The organism is Achromobacter mucicolens, from assembly GCF_029866465.1.
GTDB lineage: Bacteria > Pseudomonadota > Gammaproteobacteria > Burkholderiales > Burkholderiaceae_B > Achromobacter > Achromobacter mucicolens.
Genome location: NZ_CP123364.1, coordinates 4578945 through 4596359 on the forward strand (window position 1 = coordinate 4578945; position 17415 = coordinate 4596359).

Sequence of the window (17415 nt, forward strand, 5' to 3'; positions counted from 1 at the left end):
CGGATAGTCCATAGCTCCAACGGTTGCCGCACATTCCAACCGACATCGCCCCAGGCGGGAGCTTGCCTTGAAGCTGAAACACCGAAAAAAACGTACCCCCTCTTTCCCCGTGGCATCCGCGCGAGCCGGCTCGAGGCCGGCGCTTGCCCGGTCGACGCAGATTCTGTCGGGTGTTTCCCTCGTGGCCGCCAGCCTGCTTCCCGGCGTGGTCCATGCCGCGGCGTGCCTCACATTTGGGAACAACACGACGCTCTTCGGCTCCACCGACTGCATCGAATGGACGGGCGGTAACTTTTTGGTCACCGGGACCGGCACGCTCTCCGGCGCCGACATCGGTCTGCACGCCTCCGGCACCATTTCCGGCCGCACGCTGACGAACCTCGGCACCATCGTTGGCACACTGGCGGGCATGCAGAACGACGCCGTTCTGGCTCAGGTGCAAAACGCTGGCCTGATCTGGTCCACCGGAACGGGCGTCACCGTGGCCGGCATCCTGAATACGGGGTCTGGAAGCATCACCAGCGTGGTCAACAACACGGGCGGCTCCATCGCCGGCGCACGCGCCGGGATCTTCAATGAGGGCAGCATCGCCACGATCAGCAATGCCGGGATGATCAGCAGCAACAGTTCCTTCGGCGGCACGATTGCAGCCATCTGGAACGACGGCGGAACGATCACCAACCTGACCAACACCGGCACCTTGCAAAGCGCCAAGATCGGCAGTTTCCTCACGGGGTTCGGTGTGGTCACCGAAAATGGCGCCATCGAAACGCTGCAAAACGAGGGGACCATCGTCGGCCAGCTAGGCATCCTGGCTCAGGACAACGCCCGGTTAGGCACGCTCACGAACTCCGGGACCCTCTCTGGCGACATCGCAGGCATCTTCATGGATGCCAGCACGGCCGGCACCATCACCAACACGGGCCTGATCGTGGGTGCGCCCAGCAGCGCCATGGGCGGGTCGTTCGATGCAGGCATCTACCTGTCCCGCGCCAGCAGCGTAAGCCTGCTCGCCAATAGCGGCACCATCACCGGCCGGAATGCGGCGATCCAGCTCGATAGCAACAGCTATATCAGCACGATCACCAACAGCGGCCTCATCGCGGGCGACCTGACCTCCGCCAGCGCCATCCCCCTTTCCATCGCAGGCGGCAGCGGCAACGTCTTCGGCACCCTTACCGGCGCGAGCGGCGGCCTGGGCGTGGCCGATAAAGGCCTCATCAAGGTGACGGGCGCAAACCTGGTGTTTTCGGGCGGAAACCTGCTGCTGAACAACGACATCGCTGCGGTGGGCCGTTCCGTCCTCAACTATGGCGCGACCCTTCAGATCAACAACCCCATCACCATCACAGGCAACTATTCGCAGACCGGCGGCGGACTGGCCTTCAATGTCGTCGACACCAGCAGCTATGGCTACCTGGACGTGAACGGCTCGGCGGCCATCAGCAGCGCGGCGATCAGCCTGGGCGGCACGGGGTTGGCCAATGGCCAGTCCTACACGGTCGTGCGCGCAACCGGTTCCGGCACCTATGCCAACAACACGGCCTTCGTTTCCACCAACAACGGCCTGCTCGCCCAACTGAGCGACGTGAACGGCGCGCTGACCGTGACCATCGCGCCCGATGCCCAGACCCACTATTGGGACGGCGCCAACACCGTGGCCGACGGCACAATTGCCGGCGGCTCCGGCACCTGGACGGCCAACGGCAAGAACTGGACCTCGACCGACGGCACCGCCAACGGCAAGCTCGATCAGACCGACGTGCGGCCGGTGTTCGGCGGCGCGGCGGGCACCGTGACGGTCGACGCCAGCCACGGCGCAATCGCCGTGAACGGCATGCAGTTCTCCACCGATGGCTACCGCGTCACCGGCGACGCCATCGGGCTGGCGGCGGCCACCTCGGCCATCGAGGTCGATGCCAACACCACCGCCATCATCGATTCCACGCTGAACGGCAGCGGCGCGCTTGCCAAGACCGGCAGCGGCATGCTGATACTGAACGGCGTGAACACCTACTCGGGCGGCACCTCGGTGTCCGCGGGCACGCTTGAGATCGGCGATGCCGCGCATCCCACCGCCAGCATCCTGGGCGACGTGGCCGTCGGCAGCGCCGGCACGCTGCGCGGGCACGGCTCCATTGGCGGCAATGTGACCAACGACGGCGTCGTGCGTCCGGGCGGCTCCATCGGCACGCTGACGATCCTGGGCAATTACACGCAGTCCCCGACCGGCACGCTGTTCGTCGACGTCAGCCCAACGGCTGCTTCGCAACTGAAGGTGAGCGGCACCGCCACCCTGGCCGGCACCCTGAACGTGCTGTACGGCCCGGGCACCTACAGCGCGACGTCCTTCCGCATCGTCGACGCGGCCAGCGTCACCGGCCGTTTCGCGTCCGTGACCAGCAACGCGCCGGCCGAACTGGCGCAAAGCGTGCAGAACCTGGCCGACGGCAGCACCCTCACGCTGGCCGCCAGCGGCACGGATAACGGCGGCGGCACAGATACTGGCGGCGGTACGGATACCGGCGGCGGTACGGACACCGGCGGCGGCACCGACACCGGCGGCGGCACGGACACTGGCGGCGGGACTGTCGTCATTGCCCCCACCAACGCCACGATCTTCGGCGCGGTCGCCTCGGCCGCCATCCGCGAAGGCCAGCGCGTGAACGACACGCTGCTCGCGCGCCTGGGTCAGGATTGCGCGGACGCGGCGACGCCCGCCAATTGCGCGCGTCCCGGCCGCCAGGCCTGGGCCCAGATCGTCTCCAACAGCGTCAACGTGCGCGGCAACGACGACGCGCCCAGCTACAAGGATCGCCATTACGGCTTTCTGGCCGGCCTGGATCAGCAGGTCGGCGCCTGGACGCTGGGCGTCGCGGGCGGCTATAGCCACGTCGATGTGACCGAAGACGAGGCAAGCGGCAAAATCGACACCCTGCGCATCGCCGGCTATGGCAGCCGCCGCGTGGGGGCCGTGACCCTCGCCGCGACGGTCGGCGCCGCCTACGACTTCCTCAAGACGAGCCGGTCCTTCCCCGGCCCGGGCAAGGCCCGCGGCGACTCCGACGCACAGGAAATCACGGCAGGCCTGCAAGCCAGCCTGCCGCTGGCCGCCGGCCCGCTCACGATCACGCCGCGTCTCGGGCTGCGCTATCTGTACCTGCACACCGAACGCTTCAGCGAAACGGGCTCCACCAGCCAGAACCTGGATGTCGGCTCGCAGGACTTCAACAGCCTGCAACCCTATGCGCAGCTCGTCGTGGGCTTGCCCTTCAGCATGAAGCCGGACAAGCCCGCCGTCGTCGAGGCCCGCGTCGGCTACGCCTACGAAACCCTGGACAGCAACCGCGCATTCCACGCCACGGCGACCGACGGCACCGGCTTCACGCTGCCCGGCGTGTCGCCCTCGCGCGGCATGTTCTCTGCCGGCATGGGTCTCACGATGCCCGTCAGCAAGGCCATGGATCTGACGGCCAGTTACGACCGGCTGTTCGACACGGGCAACGTGTCGGGACAAACGTTCCAGCTGCAGGCGACGTACCGGTTCTAAAGCGCGGTAAATGAAAATAGGCCCACGCCATGGCGTGGGCCTATTCTTTTTGGAACAACGTGCGCCAAGTCGCGTTCTGCCCGGAAGTTTCCAGCGTCAGAACGCAGCCGACGTTGGCGCAGGCCTCAGAACGGCACCATGACCTTCAACGTGCCGCTGTGGCTGCGCACATTCTCGGAAAACTGGCCGTCGTACTGAAGCCGGAAGTCGACCCCCGCGGCGCGCATGACGTGCAGCCCCGCCCCCACCTTGCCCACCACATCGTCGATGGGCAGCGACGTATCGAACGATCCCGTGCCGGCGGGCGCCCCGCGCAGGCGTGAGGTGGTCGTCCAATCGTCCTTGGACAGGAACGACACGCCGGCGTACACGAACGGCCGCAGCATCGCGCCGTTGGACAGCTTGGCGCGTCCGCCGAACTCGATCATGGGCGACAGGCCCAGGATGAACTGGTCGCTGCCGTCCACCGACAAGGCCAGCGGATTCGCGCCCGATTCCTTGTAGCCCGGCATGCGGGTATAGCTGGCGTCGAAGTCCAGGTACGGCTTCACGTACACGCTCTCGAAGGCGAAGGTGCGGGCGGCGCGCAAACGTGCATTAAAGCCGTAGACGTCGGGGCGGCTGGTCAAGGTGTCCTGATATCCCGCGATGTCGATGTTGCGGTCCATGCGATAACCGCCATAGCCGCCGCCGACCGCGGCCGAGAACACCCACGGCCCTTCCTGGCGCTTGACGACCATGCCGGCGTAGCCGCTGTCGCCATCGCCGCGCACGCTGCCGTCGTTGGCGCGCACCTTGCTGCTTTCGTAGGCCACCGAGCCGCCGACGAACCAGCCTGGACTGACTTCGCGCTGCCCGCCAATCTGGTAGGTCACCGTGTCGTAGTCAAAGCCAGCCGTGCCTTTGCTGCCATCCTGGCTGGTCGCGCGGCCCGTGACCTGGCCCCAGTAGCAGTTCTGCTCGCCCGAGAAGGCATCGACCCCGGTGAACGTGGGGCAGGACATCATCGCGCCCGTGAAATGCCCCAGGTTTGCGGCCGATTGCGCCGCCGGCGCGCTCGTCACGCCCGGCGACAGGCTGGACACGCGGTCGCGATACGTGCCCGCCCCCTGGCGCGAAGCCTGGTCCAGCTGCCCGAAAAGCGGCGCCAGGGCGGAATTGCCGCCTGCATCCCAGATACGCTGAAGCTGATCGGCGACCTGGCGCTGGTTGGCCTTCAGTTGCATCGACGGCGCATTGAAGTCGGCGCCCGCCACGCGGATGCGCGTGGACGGGCCGACCTGGCGCGTGGCGTAATCGAAGACCGGACTGTCGACGGCGCCCACGCTGCCTTGCGAATCGCCCTGCACCGTCAGAACCGTCAGCTCGCGGTTCGGCATCAGCGTCGCGGCCAGCACGTCGACATTGCCATTCAGGTCGCCATTGCCTTGCACCACCATCTGCGAGGCGCGCATCTGATCGAAGTCCACGTCGGCGCGCAGGACGCCGCTGGCGGACTGCCTGAAATTGCCGCTGACGGTCAGGGTCTGGAACTGGCCCGGCGAGCCGATCACGACCAGCCCCGAGTTGATGACGTTGGCCTGGTACGCAGTGGCCGCGTTGGCCACGCCGCCGGACTGCACGTAGTAGTTGCAGGCATTGGTGGAATCGCCGTTGCCGCAATAGACGTTGCCGGAGATGGTGCCGTAGTCGTTGATGGTGAGGAACGACCCCGCCGCCGTGGTCGAATCGCCGTTGAACGTCAACGCCGTGCTGGACAGCGCGCTGAGCGAACCGCCTGCGTTGACGTTGACCACGTTGTCCCGGCCGCTCAGTATCCACACGCCTTTGCCGGAGTTGGAGCCGCCCGACACGCTGCCGTTGATGTTGACCGTGGCGCCCTGCTCGCTTTGTCCGCCCTGGCTTTGCGCCATGATGCCCGTCGCATCCGGACCCGTCACGCTGAGCGTCCCGCTCTGGTTCACGGTGACGCTGCCGGAATTGCCCGTGGCGCTGCTGACCGACCCGGCAAAGCCGGCGTTCGGTCCGCCAGCCAGCCCGCCGCCCCCGCCGATCGACTGCGCGATGATGCCGTAGGCGTTGGCGCCCGCAGTCGTCAGATTGCCGTCGAAGGAAACCGTCACGTTGCCGGCGGTGCCTGAACTGAACGCGGTCGGCAGGAATCCGGCCGCGCTGGTGGTGATCAGCTTGGTCGTGTCGCCCAGGATGCCCCCGCCGTCCGCGATGGACTGCGCCACGATCCCGTGCGCGCCCGCGCCATGCGTGGCCAGCGTGTAGCGCAGATCCACGTTCACGGCGCTGGCATTGGCGTTCCCGCCGCCCAGCACCGTCGTGCCGACGCCGGTCGCCGTGCCGGACGTCACGATGCCGCCGCCCCCGCCGATCGATTGCGCGATGACGCCGATGGCCCGATCGCCATGGGTGTTCAGATTGAGACCGGTGGACAGATTGAGCGTGCCGCCCGCGCCGGCCACACCCGCGCCGCCCGCATGCAGGTTGAATCGCTGGCTGCCGGGATTCGCGGCCGAGGCCGTGCTGCCCGCCATCGCAATGCCGCCGCCCCCGCCGATGGACTGCGCCACCAGGCCGTAGGCGCTGTCGCCGGTGGTCTGGATGGCCGCGTAACTGCCGCTCGTGACCGTGATGCTGCCGCCCGCGCCACCGCTGCCGCCGGTCGCGCCGGCCCGCAGCGAGCCGTTTGCCAGCGGCGATCCCGTGGCGCCCATGCCGCCCCCGCCGCCGATCGACTGCAAGACGATGCCCATCGCGCCATAGCCGGCCGTGTTGAAGCTGTTTGTCCCGTTGCCGTTCAGGAAGGCGACGATGCTGTTGCCCGCCCCGCCGCTTCCGCCCGAGCCGCCCACCGAAATCGACACGTTCGACGACGAAATGCTGGACGACGCCGTCGACGCGCCACCCGCGCCGCCGCCGCCGCCGATGGATTGCAGGACGGCGGCGTCCGCGTAATCCCCGTACGTATTCGTGGACGCCCCGACGCTTGCGGCATTGGACGTCGTTCCGATCGCGCCGCCATTGCCGCCCGCGCCGCCATTGCCGCCCATCGAGACGTTGAACTGATAGGTCGTGCCGGAGTCGTCCAGCGCGTCGGAGGAATTGTTCTGGCTGGTGCCGCCGACCGCGCCGCCCAGCCCGCCCGAACCGCCGATGCTCTGCACAAGCAGGCCGTCGGCATCGGCGCCATAGGTGGTGACATTGCCATCGCTGTTCAGGTTGATGGCGCCGCCATAGCCGCCGCCGGTGCCGCCGCGGCCAACCGACACGGTAGCCCTGACGTCGGTCGTGCTGTCTTCGCTTTCGCTGTTGACGGCGAGCCCGACCTGGCCGCCTTGCGACGCCCCGCCGCCGCCGCCGATGGACTGCACCAGCACGGCGCGCGCGCCATCGCCGTGCGTGATGATCGTGCTGGCCGGATTGACGGTCAGCGATGCCGTGCCGCCCTGTCCGCCCGATCCGCCGATCCCGCCCACGTTGGCCGTGATCGACACGTTGGCATCCACATTGGGGCTGCGTCCCGTGGCGGAACCCACGCCGCCCGCCCCGCCGCCGCCGCCAATGCTTTGCAGCACCAGCGCATTCGCGGAGTCTCCCCACGTGGTGATGGAACTGCCCGCCAGGCTGAGCGTGGCGTTGCCGCCGTAGCTGCCCGATCCGCCGCTGCCCCCCACCGACGACTGAACCGTGCCGCCGACGGAATCGCCGGTGCCGACCACCGTCGAGAGGGCCGATGCGCTGCCGCCCAGCCCGCCGCCGCCGCCGATGGATTGCACGAGGACGCCTTGCGAATTGGGACCATACGTGGTCAGGATGGAATTGTTGATGGCCGATGACGCGGTGCCGCCCGCGCCGCCCGAGGCCCCGGACCCGCCCATGGCAAACGTGACCGCGACGCCAAAAGACGCGTCCTCGTCTGGCACCGCAATCGCCAGGGCCTTGGCGACGGACGCGCCGCCCGCCCCGCCGCCGCCGCCAATCGACTGCACGACCACGCCGTGCGCATCGCCGTTCGTGGTGCCCGAGGAACCGGTCGTCAAGGTGGCGTTGGACACGTTGCCCGCGGCGCTGCCGCCCGCGCCGCCGTTGCCGCCCGTGCCGCCCACCGCGACGGACATGGCAAAGCCCACGCCGGCGTCGTAGGAAGAGGCTGCCCCGCCGGTTCCCCCGCCGCCGCCGATGGACTGGGACACGATGCCGTACGCATGGTCGCCGCCCGTGGTCAAGGTGTAGCCGTTCAGGCCAACGGTGGACGAGCCGCCGTTGCCGCCGCCGCCGCCCTGCCCGCCGATCACGGCAACCCCGCTTGCCGCGCCGCCATCTCCGCCGCCGCCGCCGATGGACTGGCCCAGCATCCCGATGGCCGACGTTCCGCCCGTGGTCAGCGTGCCGGACTGGTTGATCGTGACCGTGCCGCCGGCGACCGCCGTGCCGCCCGCCCCGCCCAATGCAACGATGCCGCTGCTGACGCCCGCCGTGCCGCCGCCGCCGCCGATGGCCTGCGCCGATATGCCGTGCGAGGACTGTCCGGTAGTCGTGATCGAGGACTGGCTGTTGATGGAAACCGAGCCGCTGGCCCCGCCAATCCCCGCATCCGCGCCGGCATTGCCGAACAGTTCGAAGTTCGCCGTGGTCGTGCCGCCAATGCCGCCCATCGACTGGCCGAGGATGCCGATGGAATAGTTGTTGGAAGTCTGGATGGAGCCGCCGGTGGTCGTCACCGTCACCGCGCCGCCGGCCCCGCCGCTGCCGGCGTTTTCGGGCGTGAAGTCGATGATGCCGCTGCTGGTCTCCACCCCTCCGCCCGCGCCGCCCAGGCTGCTGGCCGAGATGCCGGTGGACTGCACGCCATTGGTGCTGATGGTGGCATTGCCGCTCAGGGTGACGTTCACCGTGCCGCCATTGCCGCCGGCCGCCCCGTTGCTGTCCTCGCGCCCCGCGCCACCATTGCCGCCCTGCGTGATCACGTTGACGCCCGGCAGGTAGTCGCCCGAGGTCGTGACCGACGACCCGCTGTTCAGGGTGACCGTGGTGGTCGTATTGCCGTTGCCGCCGCCGTATCCGCCGATTTCGCCGCTGGTGTTGGTGATCGTCTGCGGACCCATGCCGCCATTGCCGCCCAGGCCGACCACGACGATCCCGCCGGACACCTTCGACAGGTTCGCGGGCTGCACCGTCGAGGTGCTGGACACGGACACCTGACCCGAGTTCACCACCGTCATCGCGCCAAACTGGCCGCCGGTGCCGCCGTTGTCGCTGCCGTCCTCGGATGTCGTGCCGTTGCCGCCCTGGCTCAGGACATACAGGCCGCGCACGCTGCTCAGGGCCGTCCCGCTGACGTTCACCGTCACGGAGCCCGTATTCGTGATGATCGTCGGATTGGAGTAATTGACCGCGCCGCCGCTGGAACCGCTGCCGTTGTCCAACCCGCCGCTGCCGCTGATGGATTCCGCGCCGATGCCCCATGCATAGCGCGACGTTGAACCGGTGACCGACACTGCCCCGGAATTCGAGATATTGACGATATTGCTTCCGCCGCCATTACCGCCGACCTGGTCGCCCGTCGCCGCATTGTCCTGGTTGCCGCCCGTCGCGCCGATGCTGGCGCCATAGAGGCCCACGCCGCCATAGGGCAGGTTCAAGACGCTGACGTTGCCGCTATTGGTGATGGTGACGGCAGAGCCATCGCCCCCCTGGCCCCCGTTGCCCCCGTCAATCACCGTCTCGTTGGCATTGGCGCCAATACCCCCGACCGACACGCCGTAGATCCCGAACTGCGCGCCCGAATCCGCCCAGATGCCAGGTCCGCTGCCTTGGGTGCTGGAGGTCGGCGCGTTCTGAACGGTGATCGTCCCGCCGTTGTTGTTGATGGTGATGGTGCCGCCGTTGCCGCCGTTCGTCGCATTGTTGCTGGTGTCGCTGGACCCCATGCCGCCCGTCAGGCGAACGAAGATGCCGCCCTGCGGGACGCTCGGCTGCAGCACGGCGCCGTTGTTGACCACCGTGTAGTTGCCGCCATAGCCGCCGATGTTGTCGCCGGTGCCGGCGCTGGCAGTGTTGACGACACTGACCTGCGCACCCGACCCGCCCTGGCTGGACGAAATGGTGCAGGTGGTGGAGTTGGAAGGATTGGTGTCGACCGAAGGACAACTCAATGCCGCGACAGCGGGCTGCGCCATGACGAGCCCCACGGCAGTGACGGAGAGCATCTCGCGCCAGTCCGGGGGACGTGGCAGCGAACGACGCGGTTCCAGTGTCCCAACAGCGGTGCCCCTGGCTCGCAAAGGTCGCTTTGCGGTCGGCTTTCCCATCGTCTTCCCCTCGGCGCGAACCGTAACAACGGGCCGCATGAGTTTTCTGATTTATTCTGCTCCGGACGTTTTTTACCAGTGAGGCTTGCCTTTGCACAGCGCTGTTGCACTTCAGTCCGCCCGCGTGTTGCCTCGCCGCCATGCGACCATCGCGAACCTGCCAGCCTGGAATTACCTCAAGAATTCGGCTTAATTCCGCGAATGACGGCCGGCGGCCCGGTGATATAGTCCGACCGCCTCATGCGAATGCCGTAGGCGGCATGTCGACCTGTCGTACCCGAGCTCTCGGGAGGATCGCCGCCCGGCTCCACCACCACGATTGAATAAGCGCTGCGTCAGTTGTCAGCGAATGCCGGCTCCGGGCCGGCCGGCCAATGGGCGCGCAAAGGGAAAGCAACGATGAACCGCAGCTATCGGCTCGTCTGGAATCAGACCTTGCAAATGATGCAGGTCGCGCCCGAAATCGCCACATCCAGATCCTCAGTCCCAGGCAGCGCGACGCATTGCAGGACACCACGGCGCTCCCTTCCCCGCGCCGCACACCAGGCCGGGCAGATTGCCTTGATGCTCGGCCTGACTTGCGCCTTTCCTTCCGCGTGGGCCGCCGGGTGCGCCGCCAGCGATGCCAGCGCCTGCGGCGCGTCCGGCGGCGCGGGTTACCCGGCACGCAGCGGCAACGGCGGCGCGGGCAACGGCCAGGGCGGCGGCTCCAGCGAGCTCGATGCCAATACCGTCACGGTGCAGGTTCCGGGCGGCGCGCCCGGCGCCAGCGGCAGCGGCGGCAGCGGCGCCGCGGGCGACGCGGGTGGCAACGCTTCCGGCGGTGCCACCGGCCTGGCGCTCTCGTCCACCAACGTCTCCGTAAATACAAACTTCGGCGGAACCGCGGGCGACGTGGGCGCAGACGGCACCAACTTCGGCGGCGGCGGCGGCGGTGGGGGCACCGGGCTGTACTACGGCGGGACCGCGGCGACGATCGGTGTCAATGCCGTCCTCTCCGGCGACGCCGGAGGTGCCGGGGGCGCCACGTCCAATGGTGTCGTCGGCAATGCGGGCGCCGGTGGCGGTGGCGGCGCCGGGATGATATCGATCACCACCGGCACGAACATCACGTCGAACGGGTTGATCCAGGGCGGCGCCGGCGGCGCGGGCGGAACGGGCGGCTTTGGCGGAGGCGGCGGAGGCGGTGGCGATGGGCTGGCGATGTTTGGCGTCAGCTCCAGCGTCATCAACCTCGGCTCGATAGGCGGCGGCGCGGGCGGTGACGGGGGCGCCGGCGCCAGCGGCAACGGAAGCAGCGGCAACGGCGGCGCCGGCGTCAATCTCGTGGGCGCCTTCAGCTCGCTGGCCAACGTCGGAACCATCACCGGCGGCGGCAGCAACGGCGGCGCGGCGGGCGCCGGCGTAATCACGCACGGTTCCAACTACATCACAAATGCCGGCACCATCGTTGGCGGCGTCGCCAACGGCACGCGCGCGGCTGCCATCCAGTTTGGCGGCACGGGGAACACACTCACGCTGCTCTCGGGCTCTACGATGGTGGGCGATCTGGTCGTCGAGGCCGGCGCCTCTGCCGAGATCAACCCGGCACACCAGGGTCTATCGCTCGGCAATGCCGTAATCCTGACCGACGCCGCATCCGCCGTCTCCTTCAACACCGGCACGGCCCCCCTCACGCTGACAGGCACCATTTCCGGACTAGGCGGCATGACCGCGATGGGCGGCACGCTGTCCACGTCGGCCGTCCACGACTACACGGGCGCCACGACAATCACAAGCGGCACGCTGGCGCTGACGGGCAACGGCAGCATCGCGGCCTCGTCGGGGCTGGTCAACAATGGCCGGTTCGATATCTCGGCCACCGCCGCAGGCGCTTCGCTCAAGGCGCTGTCTGGCACCGGCGTCATCGCGCTGGGCGCCCAGTCCCTGACCGTGAACAGCGCCGCGGGCGCCTTCAGCGGCGTGATCGGCGGCGCCGGTGGTTTCACGGTGGCGGGCGGCACCCAGACACTCTCGGGCGTCAACACCTATACCGGCGCGACCGACATCGGCAATGGCGCGACCCTCGCGCTGGCAGGCAATGGCAGCCTCGCGGCCTCCAGCGGCGTCATCAACAACGGCACCTTCGATATTTCCGGCACCACGGCGGGTGCTTCCGTCCAAGCCCTGACTGGCGCTGGCGCCACCACCCTCGGCTCGCGCACCCTGACGCTGACGAACGCGGCGGGCACCTATGCAGGCGCCATCGGCGGGACGGGCGGAATCACGCTGAACGCCGGCACGCAGACGCTGACCGGCAACAACACGTACAGCGGCGCGACCACGATCAATGGCGGCACGCTGGCGCTGACGGGCAACGGCAGCATCGCGGCCTCGTCGGGGCTGATCAACAATGGCCGGTTCGATATCTCCGTCACCACCGCAGGCGCTTCCGTCAAGGCGCTGACCGGCGCCGGCGTCGTCGAGCTGGGCTCCCAATCGCTGACCGTGAACAGCGCCGCTGGCGACTTCGGCGGCGTGATCGGCGGCGCCGGTGGTTTCACGGTGGCGGGCGGCACGCAGACGCTTTCGGGCGTCAACACCTACACCGGCGCGACCGACATCGGCAATGGCGCGACCCTCGCGCTTGCCGGCAATGGCAGCCTCGCGGCCTCCAGCGGGCTCATCAACAACGGCACCTTCGATATTTCCGGCACCACGGCGGGTGCTTCCGTCCAAGCCCTGACTGGCGCAGGCGTTACCACGCTTGGCTCGCGCACCCTGACGCTGACGAACGCGGCGGGCACCTATGCGGGTTCGATTGGCGGAACGGGCGGGATCACGCTGAACGCCAGCACGCAGACGCTGACCGGCAACCACACGTACAGCGGCGCGACCACGATCAATGGCGGCACGCTGGCGCTGACGGGCAACGGCAGCGTCGCAGCCTCCAATGTCGTCATCAACAACGGCACCTTCGATATTTCCGGCGCCACGGCGGGCACCTCGGTCACGGGGTTGACGGGCAGCGGCGCGGTAGCGCTGGGCAGCCGCACCCTGACGATCAGCAACGCGGCGAGCGCCTTCGGCGGCAGCATTGGCGGCACGGGCGGCCTGACGGTGGGAGGCGGCACGCAAACGCTCACCGGCGCAAACACCTATACCGGCGCAACCACGATCAGCCCGGGCGCCACCCTCGCCATCAACGGCGCGGGCAGCATCGCAACCTCCAGTGGGATCACGAACCAAGGCACGCTGGATATCTCGGGCACGGCGGCGGGCGCGTCGGCAACGAGCCTGAGCGGAACGGGGAACGTGGCGCTCGGCGCGCGCACGCTTACGCTGACCAACGCCGCCGGCAATTTCTCGGGATCCATTGCCGGCACGGGCGGCCTGACGCTTGACGGCGGCACGCAGGTCCTGGCGGGCGCCAACAGCTACACGGGCGCCACCACCATCAACAGCGGCACGCTTGCCGTCACGGGCAGCCTGTCGTCCGCGTCGAACATCGTGCTGGCCGGCCCGGGCGCCGCGCTGGATGTGTCGGGCGCCGGCGCGCAGCGGGTGACCGCGTTGGCGGGCGGGACGGGCACGCGCCTGCAACTCGGCACAAGCACGTTGACGCTGGATTCGCCGGCCGACAGCACGTTTGACGGCGCATTGAACGGCTCTGGCGTCTTCGCCAAACAAGGCGCCGGCATGCTGACCCTGAACGGCGACAGCAGCGGTTTCGCCGGCCTCACGCGCGTGGACGGCGGCACGCTGGCCGTGGGCGATGCCAACCACGACACCGCGCTGCTCGGCGGCAACGTGGCCGTGGGCGCCCAGGGCACGTTGAAGGGTCACGGCACGATCGCCGGCAGCCTCTTGAACCAAGGCATCGTCATGCCAGGCGGGTCGGTCGGCACGTTGAGCGCCGGCGGCAACTACACCCAGGCCAGCAACGCCACGCTGTCCATCGAGGTCAATCCGCTGGAAAGCTCGCTGCTACGCGTCGGTGGCGCCGCCACCCTGGACGGCGGGCTATCGATCGTCTACGCGCCCGGCACCTACACGGCGCGCCGCTATACCCTGCTTTCGGCCGCCAACGGCGTCAACGGCACCTTTGCCACGGTAACCAGCACCACGTCCGCCGGCGCGGATCTTTCCACGCTCAGGCCATCGGTCACCTACGGCGCAAACGAGGTCGGCCTGCAGTTGTTCACCCCCGACGCCACGGGCCCTGTGGTCGTCGCTCCCACCAACACCAGCATCTACACCGCGCTTGGCACGGCGGCGATCATGCGCGCGCAATCGGTCAACGCGACGCTGCTCGGCCGCTTCGTGCCCTCGCCGCAGACACAGCCGGCCGCGCGCGGCGCCTGGATCGAGGCCACCGGATCCAGCACGCGCCTGCACGCCGACGACGGGCAGCCGGGCTTCAAGGCAAACCAGTTCGGCTTTCTGGCGGGCACCGACCGGCGCGTCGGCGACTACACCGTGGGTCTGGCCGGCGGCTATGCGCATACGTCGATCAACGAAGACGAGACAAGCAGCTCCGGCGCCACCGACACCGTGCGCCTGGCCCTCTATGGGGGCCGCGACTTCGGACCGGTCATCGTGTCCGCAACGCTCGGCTATGGACTCGACTTCCTGTCGCAGAAGCGCCCGTTTGGCGCGTTTGGCACCGCGCAAGGCGATCACATCGGGCACGAAATCTCGGCCGCCACCCAGGCCGCCGTGCCGATGCGCGTAGGCAGTGTCACGCTGACGCCCGCCGCCGGGCTGCGCTACGCCTTCTTCCGGGGCGCAAGCTTTACCGAAAGCGGCGCCTCCGCGCAGAACCTGGACGTCGATGCCGACACCGCGCGCAGTCTTCAGCCCTACCTGATGCTCAAGCTGGACAAGACGTTCGGCGAGGGAGAACGCGCCATCGATGCCCAGTTGCGCGTGGGCTATGCGCGCGAACTGATGGGCACAAGCCGGCAGGTCACCGTCCTGTCGCAGGACGGCACCCGCTTCGCCGCACCCGGCGTCGCGCTGCCACGCAACTACGTCACGGGCGGCGCCAGCATCGGTTTTCGCCCCTCAAAGGCCACGTCGATCTCGTTGGGCTACGACGCGCTGATCAATACCGGTCACGCGTCGGCGCAAGCGGGGTATGCGCGGTTCGAGTATCAGTTCTGAAATCACGTTCAACTTCAGCGGCCGATGGCCGCGACCTTTCCCACTGAAGCGGAGCCGAAACTCGCGAACCAAGATTTGTTTCCATTTTTTCCGAACCGCAAGCATGGCCCGAAAACCGCGCAAATATAATTTCCAGGACTCAAATTCAGCGGAGGTTTGCCATGCGCCATGCAGAAGCCGGTCGTCGTTTCACCCACCCGTTGCGGCGCGTCGCGCCGTGGGTGGCGCTGGGACTATTGGGCTTGACGTTGTATGGCTGTGCGGCGACCACGCCGCCCAAAGGCGTGACGCCCGTCGGCGCCTTCGACGTGCATCGTTATGAAGGCCGCTGGTTCGAAATCGCGCGGCTGGACCACCGTTTCGAGCGCGGCATGACGGACGTCACCGCGCACTACACGCTTAAGGATGACGGCACCGTGCGCGTCGTGAACCGCGGATTCGACCCGGCCAAGGGGTCGAATGGCGATTGGCGTTCGGCAGAGGGGCTGGCCCGCTTCACGGGAGACCCCTCGGTGGCATCGCTGAAGGTGTCGTTCTTCGGCCCCTTCTATGGCGGCTACCATGTGGCCGCATTGGATCCGGATTATCGCTGGGCCCTGGTGGTGGGCCCGGATCGCAGCTATGCGTGGATCCTCGCGCGCGACAAGACACTGAATGCGCAGACGCGCGACGACATCCTGAGCCGCGCCAAGGCGTTGGGCCTGGACACAGACGCGTTCATCTGGGTCAGCCAGGACCGCGAACAGCCGCCGCTGGAACCGGCTTCCTGATGCCGCGTCGCGCGCCATGACATCCAAGGGCGCTGGCGCGCACACCCTGCGCTTGATTCTCGGCGACCAGCTGAACCCGCTGCACAGCTGGTTCGCCCGGACCGACCCGGACGTGGTGTATGTGCTGATGGAAGTGCGTCAAGAGACGGACTACGTGCTGCACCACGCGCAAAAAATCCTGGCGATATTCGCCGCCATGCGCGATTTCGCGCGCCATCTGCGCCAGGCGGGACATCGCGTCAGGTATATCGCGATCGACAACCCCAGTAACCGGCAGGACATCACCCAGAATCTGACTGCGCTGATGGCGCACTACGGCGCCCGCGAACTGGTCTACCAGCAGCCCGACGAATGGCGGGTCAGCCAAGTCCTTGGCGCCTGGAGTGCGACGCAGGCCTTCTCCGTGCAGCAGGCCGACAGCGAGCATTTCCATACCACGCGGGACGAAGTGGCCACGTTCTTCGGCCCCCGCAAGAGCTGGCTCATGGAGACGTTCTACCGCCACATGCGCCGGCGTCACGGCGTATTGATGGATGCCTCTGGCGAGCCAGTGGGCGGGCGATGGAACTTTGATCACGACAACCGCAAGCCCTGGCCCGGCACCCCGCCGCTGCCGCCCGACGTCCGGCCGGTGCACGACCATCGCGCGCTGTGGGAAACGGTGCAGCAGGCAGGCGTGCAGAGCTTTGGAAATCCGCAGGCCGATCAGTTCCGCTGGCCGCTGAATCGCGCGCAGGCGCTTGCATGGCTGGACCATTTCATCCAGCACACGCTGCCCAACTTCGGGGCCTACGAAGACGCCATGAGCGCGGGCAATCCGCGCCTTTTTCACTCGCAGTTGTCGTTCGCCCTGAACACCAAGATGCTGCACCCCGGCGAGCTGGTGCGTCAGGCGCAGGCCGCCTACGAAACGGGACACGCTCCCTTGGCGGCCGTTGAAGGCTTCATCCGGCAGATTCTGGGATGGCGCGAGTATGTTCGTGGCGTGTATTGGGCGCACATGCCGGGGTACGAGACGCGCAACGCGTTGGGGCACACGCGCCCGCTGCCGGCCTGGTTCTGGACCGGGCAGACCCGCATGCGCTGCATGAGCGACGCCATCGGCAATTCGCTGGAGAACGCCTACGCGCACCATATCCAGCGCCTGATGGTCATCGGCAACTTCGCGCTGTTGGCCGGCCTGGACCCTGCCGAGGTGCACCGTTGGTATCTGGGCGTCTACATCGACGCGTTCGAATGGGTCGAGCTGCCCAACACGGTGGGGATGAGCCAGTTTGCCGACGGGGGCTTGCTGGGCACCAAACCCTATGTCAGCAGCGCGTCATACATCGACAAGATGAGCGACTACTGCCACGCGTGTCCGTACGACAAGAAGCAGAAGACGGGCGAGCGAGCCTGTCCGTTCAACGCCCTGTACTGGGATTTTTTTGCTCGCCACCAATCGCAGCTTGAGGACAACCGGCGACTTGCCATGGTGTACCGGCGATGGCAGGACCTTCCCGAGGAAGCGCAGGCCGCGTTGCGCGAGCAGGCGGCGCTGACGTTGACGCGCCTGGAAGGCCTGTAAGACTGGCTTAACGCCAGAGCGCGAATCATTCCGGCGGCATTCATCCTGCGTTAAGGTCGG

Annotated in this window: 5 protein-coding genes; 4 read left to right on the forward strand and 1 reads right to left on the reverse strand. The window is 67.9% G+C overall.

Features of this window, described 5'->3' with window-relative positions; all coding sequences use genetic code 11:
• Window positions 1-181 precede the first annotated feature (181 nt).
• The gene (locus QEP15_RS21040; RefSeq protein ID WP_280147997.1) at window positions 182-3550 is read left to right on the forward strand and encodes an autotransporter outer membrane beta-barrel domain-containing protein; all 3369 of its coding nucleotides are present in this window, start codon (window positions 182-184) and stop codon (window positions 3548-3550) included.
• Between the two features lie 125 nt (window positions 3551-3675).
• Here QEP15_RS21040 and QEP15_RS21045 read toward each other — a convergent pair whose 3' ends face one another.
• On the reverse strand, window positions 3676-9771 hold the full coding sequence (locus QEP15_RS21045) for an autotransporter outer membrane beta-barrel domain-containing protein (protein ID WP_280147998.1): 6096 nt from the start codon (window positions 9769-9771) through the stop codon (window positions 3676-3678).
• A gap of 501 nt (window positions 9772-10272) precedes the next feature.
• Between QEP15_RS21045 and QEP15_RS21050 the strand changes: the two genes are divergently transcribed.
• The 3 genes from QEP15_RS21050 to QEP15_RS21060 all read left to right on the forward strand — a co-directional run bounded on the left by QEP15_RS21050 (window position 10273) and on the right by QEP15_RS21060 (window position 17355).
• On the forward strand, window positions 10273-15018 hold the full coding sequence (locus QEP15_RS21050) for an autotransporter domain-containing protein (protein WP_483069188.1): 4746 nt from the start codon (window positions 10273-10275) through the stop codon (window positions 15016-15018).
• Between the two features lie 161 nt (window positions 15019-15179).
• Complete coding sequence (locus QEP15_RS21055; RefSeq protein ID WP_152382509.1) at window positions 15180-15788, forward strand: lipocalin family protein; 609 nt, start codon at window positions 15180-15182, stop codon at window positions 15786-15788.
• A gap of 16 nt (window positions 15789-15804) precedes the next feature.
• On the forward strand, window positions 15805-17355 hold the full coding sequence (locus QEP15_RS21060) for a cryptochrome/photolyase family protein (RefSeq protein ID WP_280147999.1): 1551 nt from the start codon (window positions 15805-15807) through the stop codon (window positions 17353-17355).
• The last annotated feature ends 60 nt before the right edge of the window (window positions 17356-17415 follow it).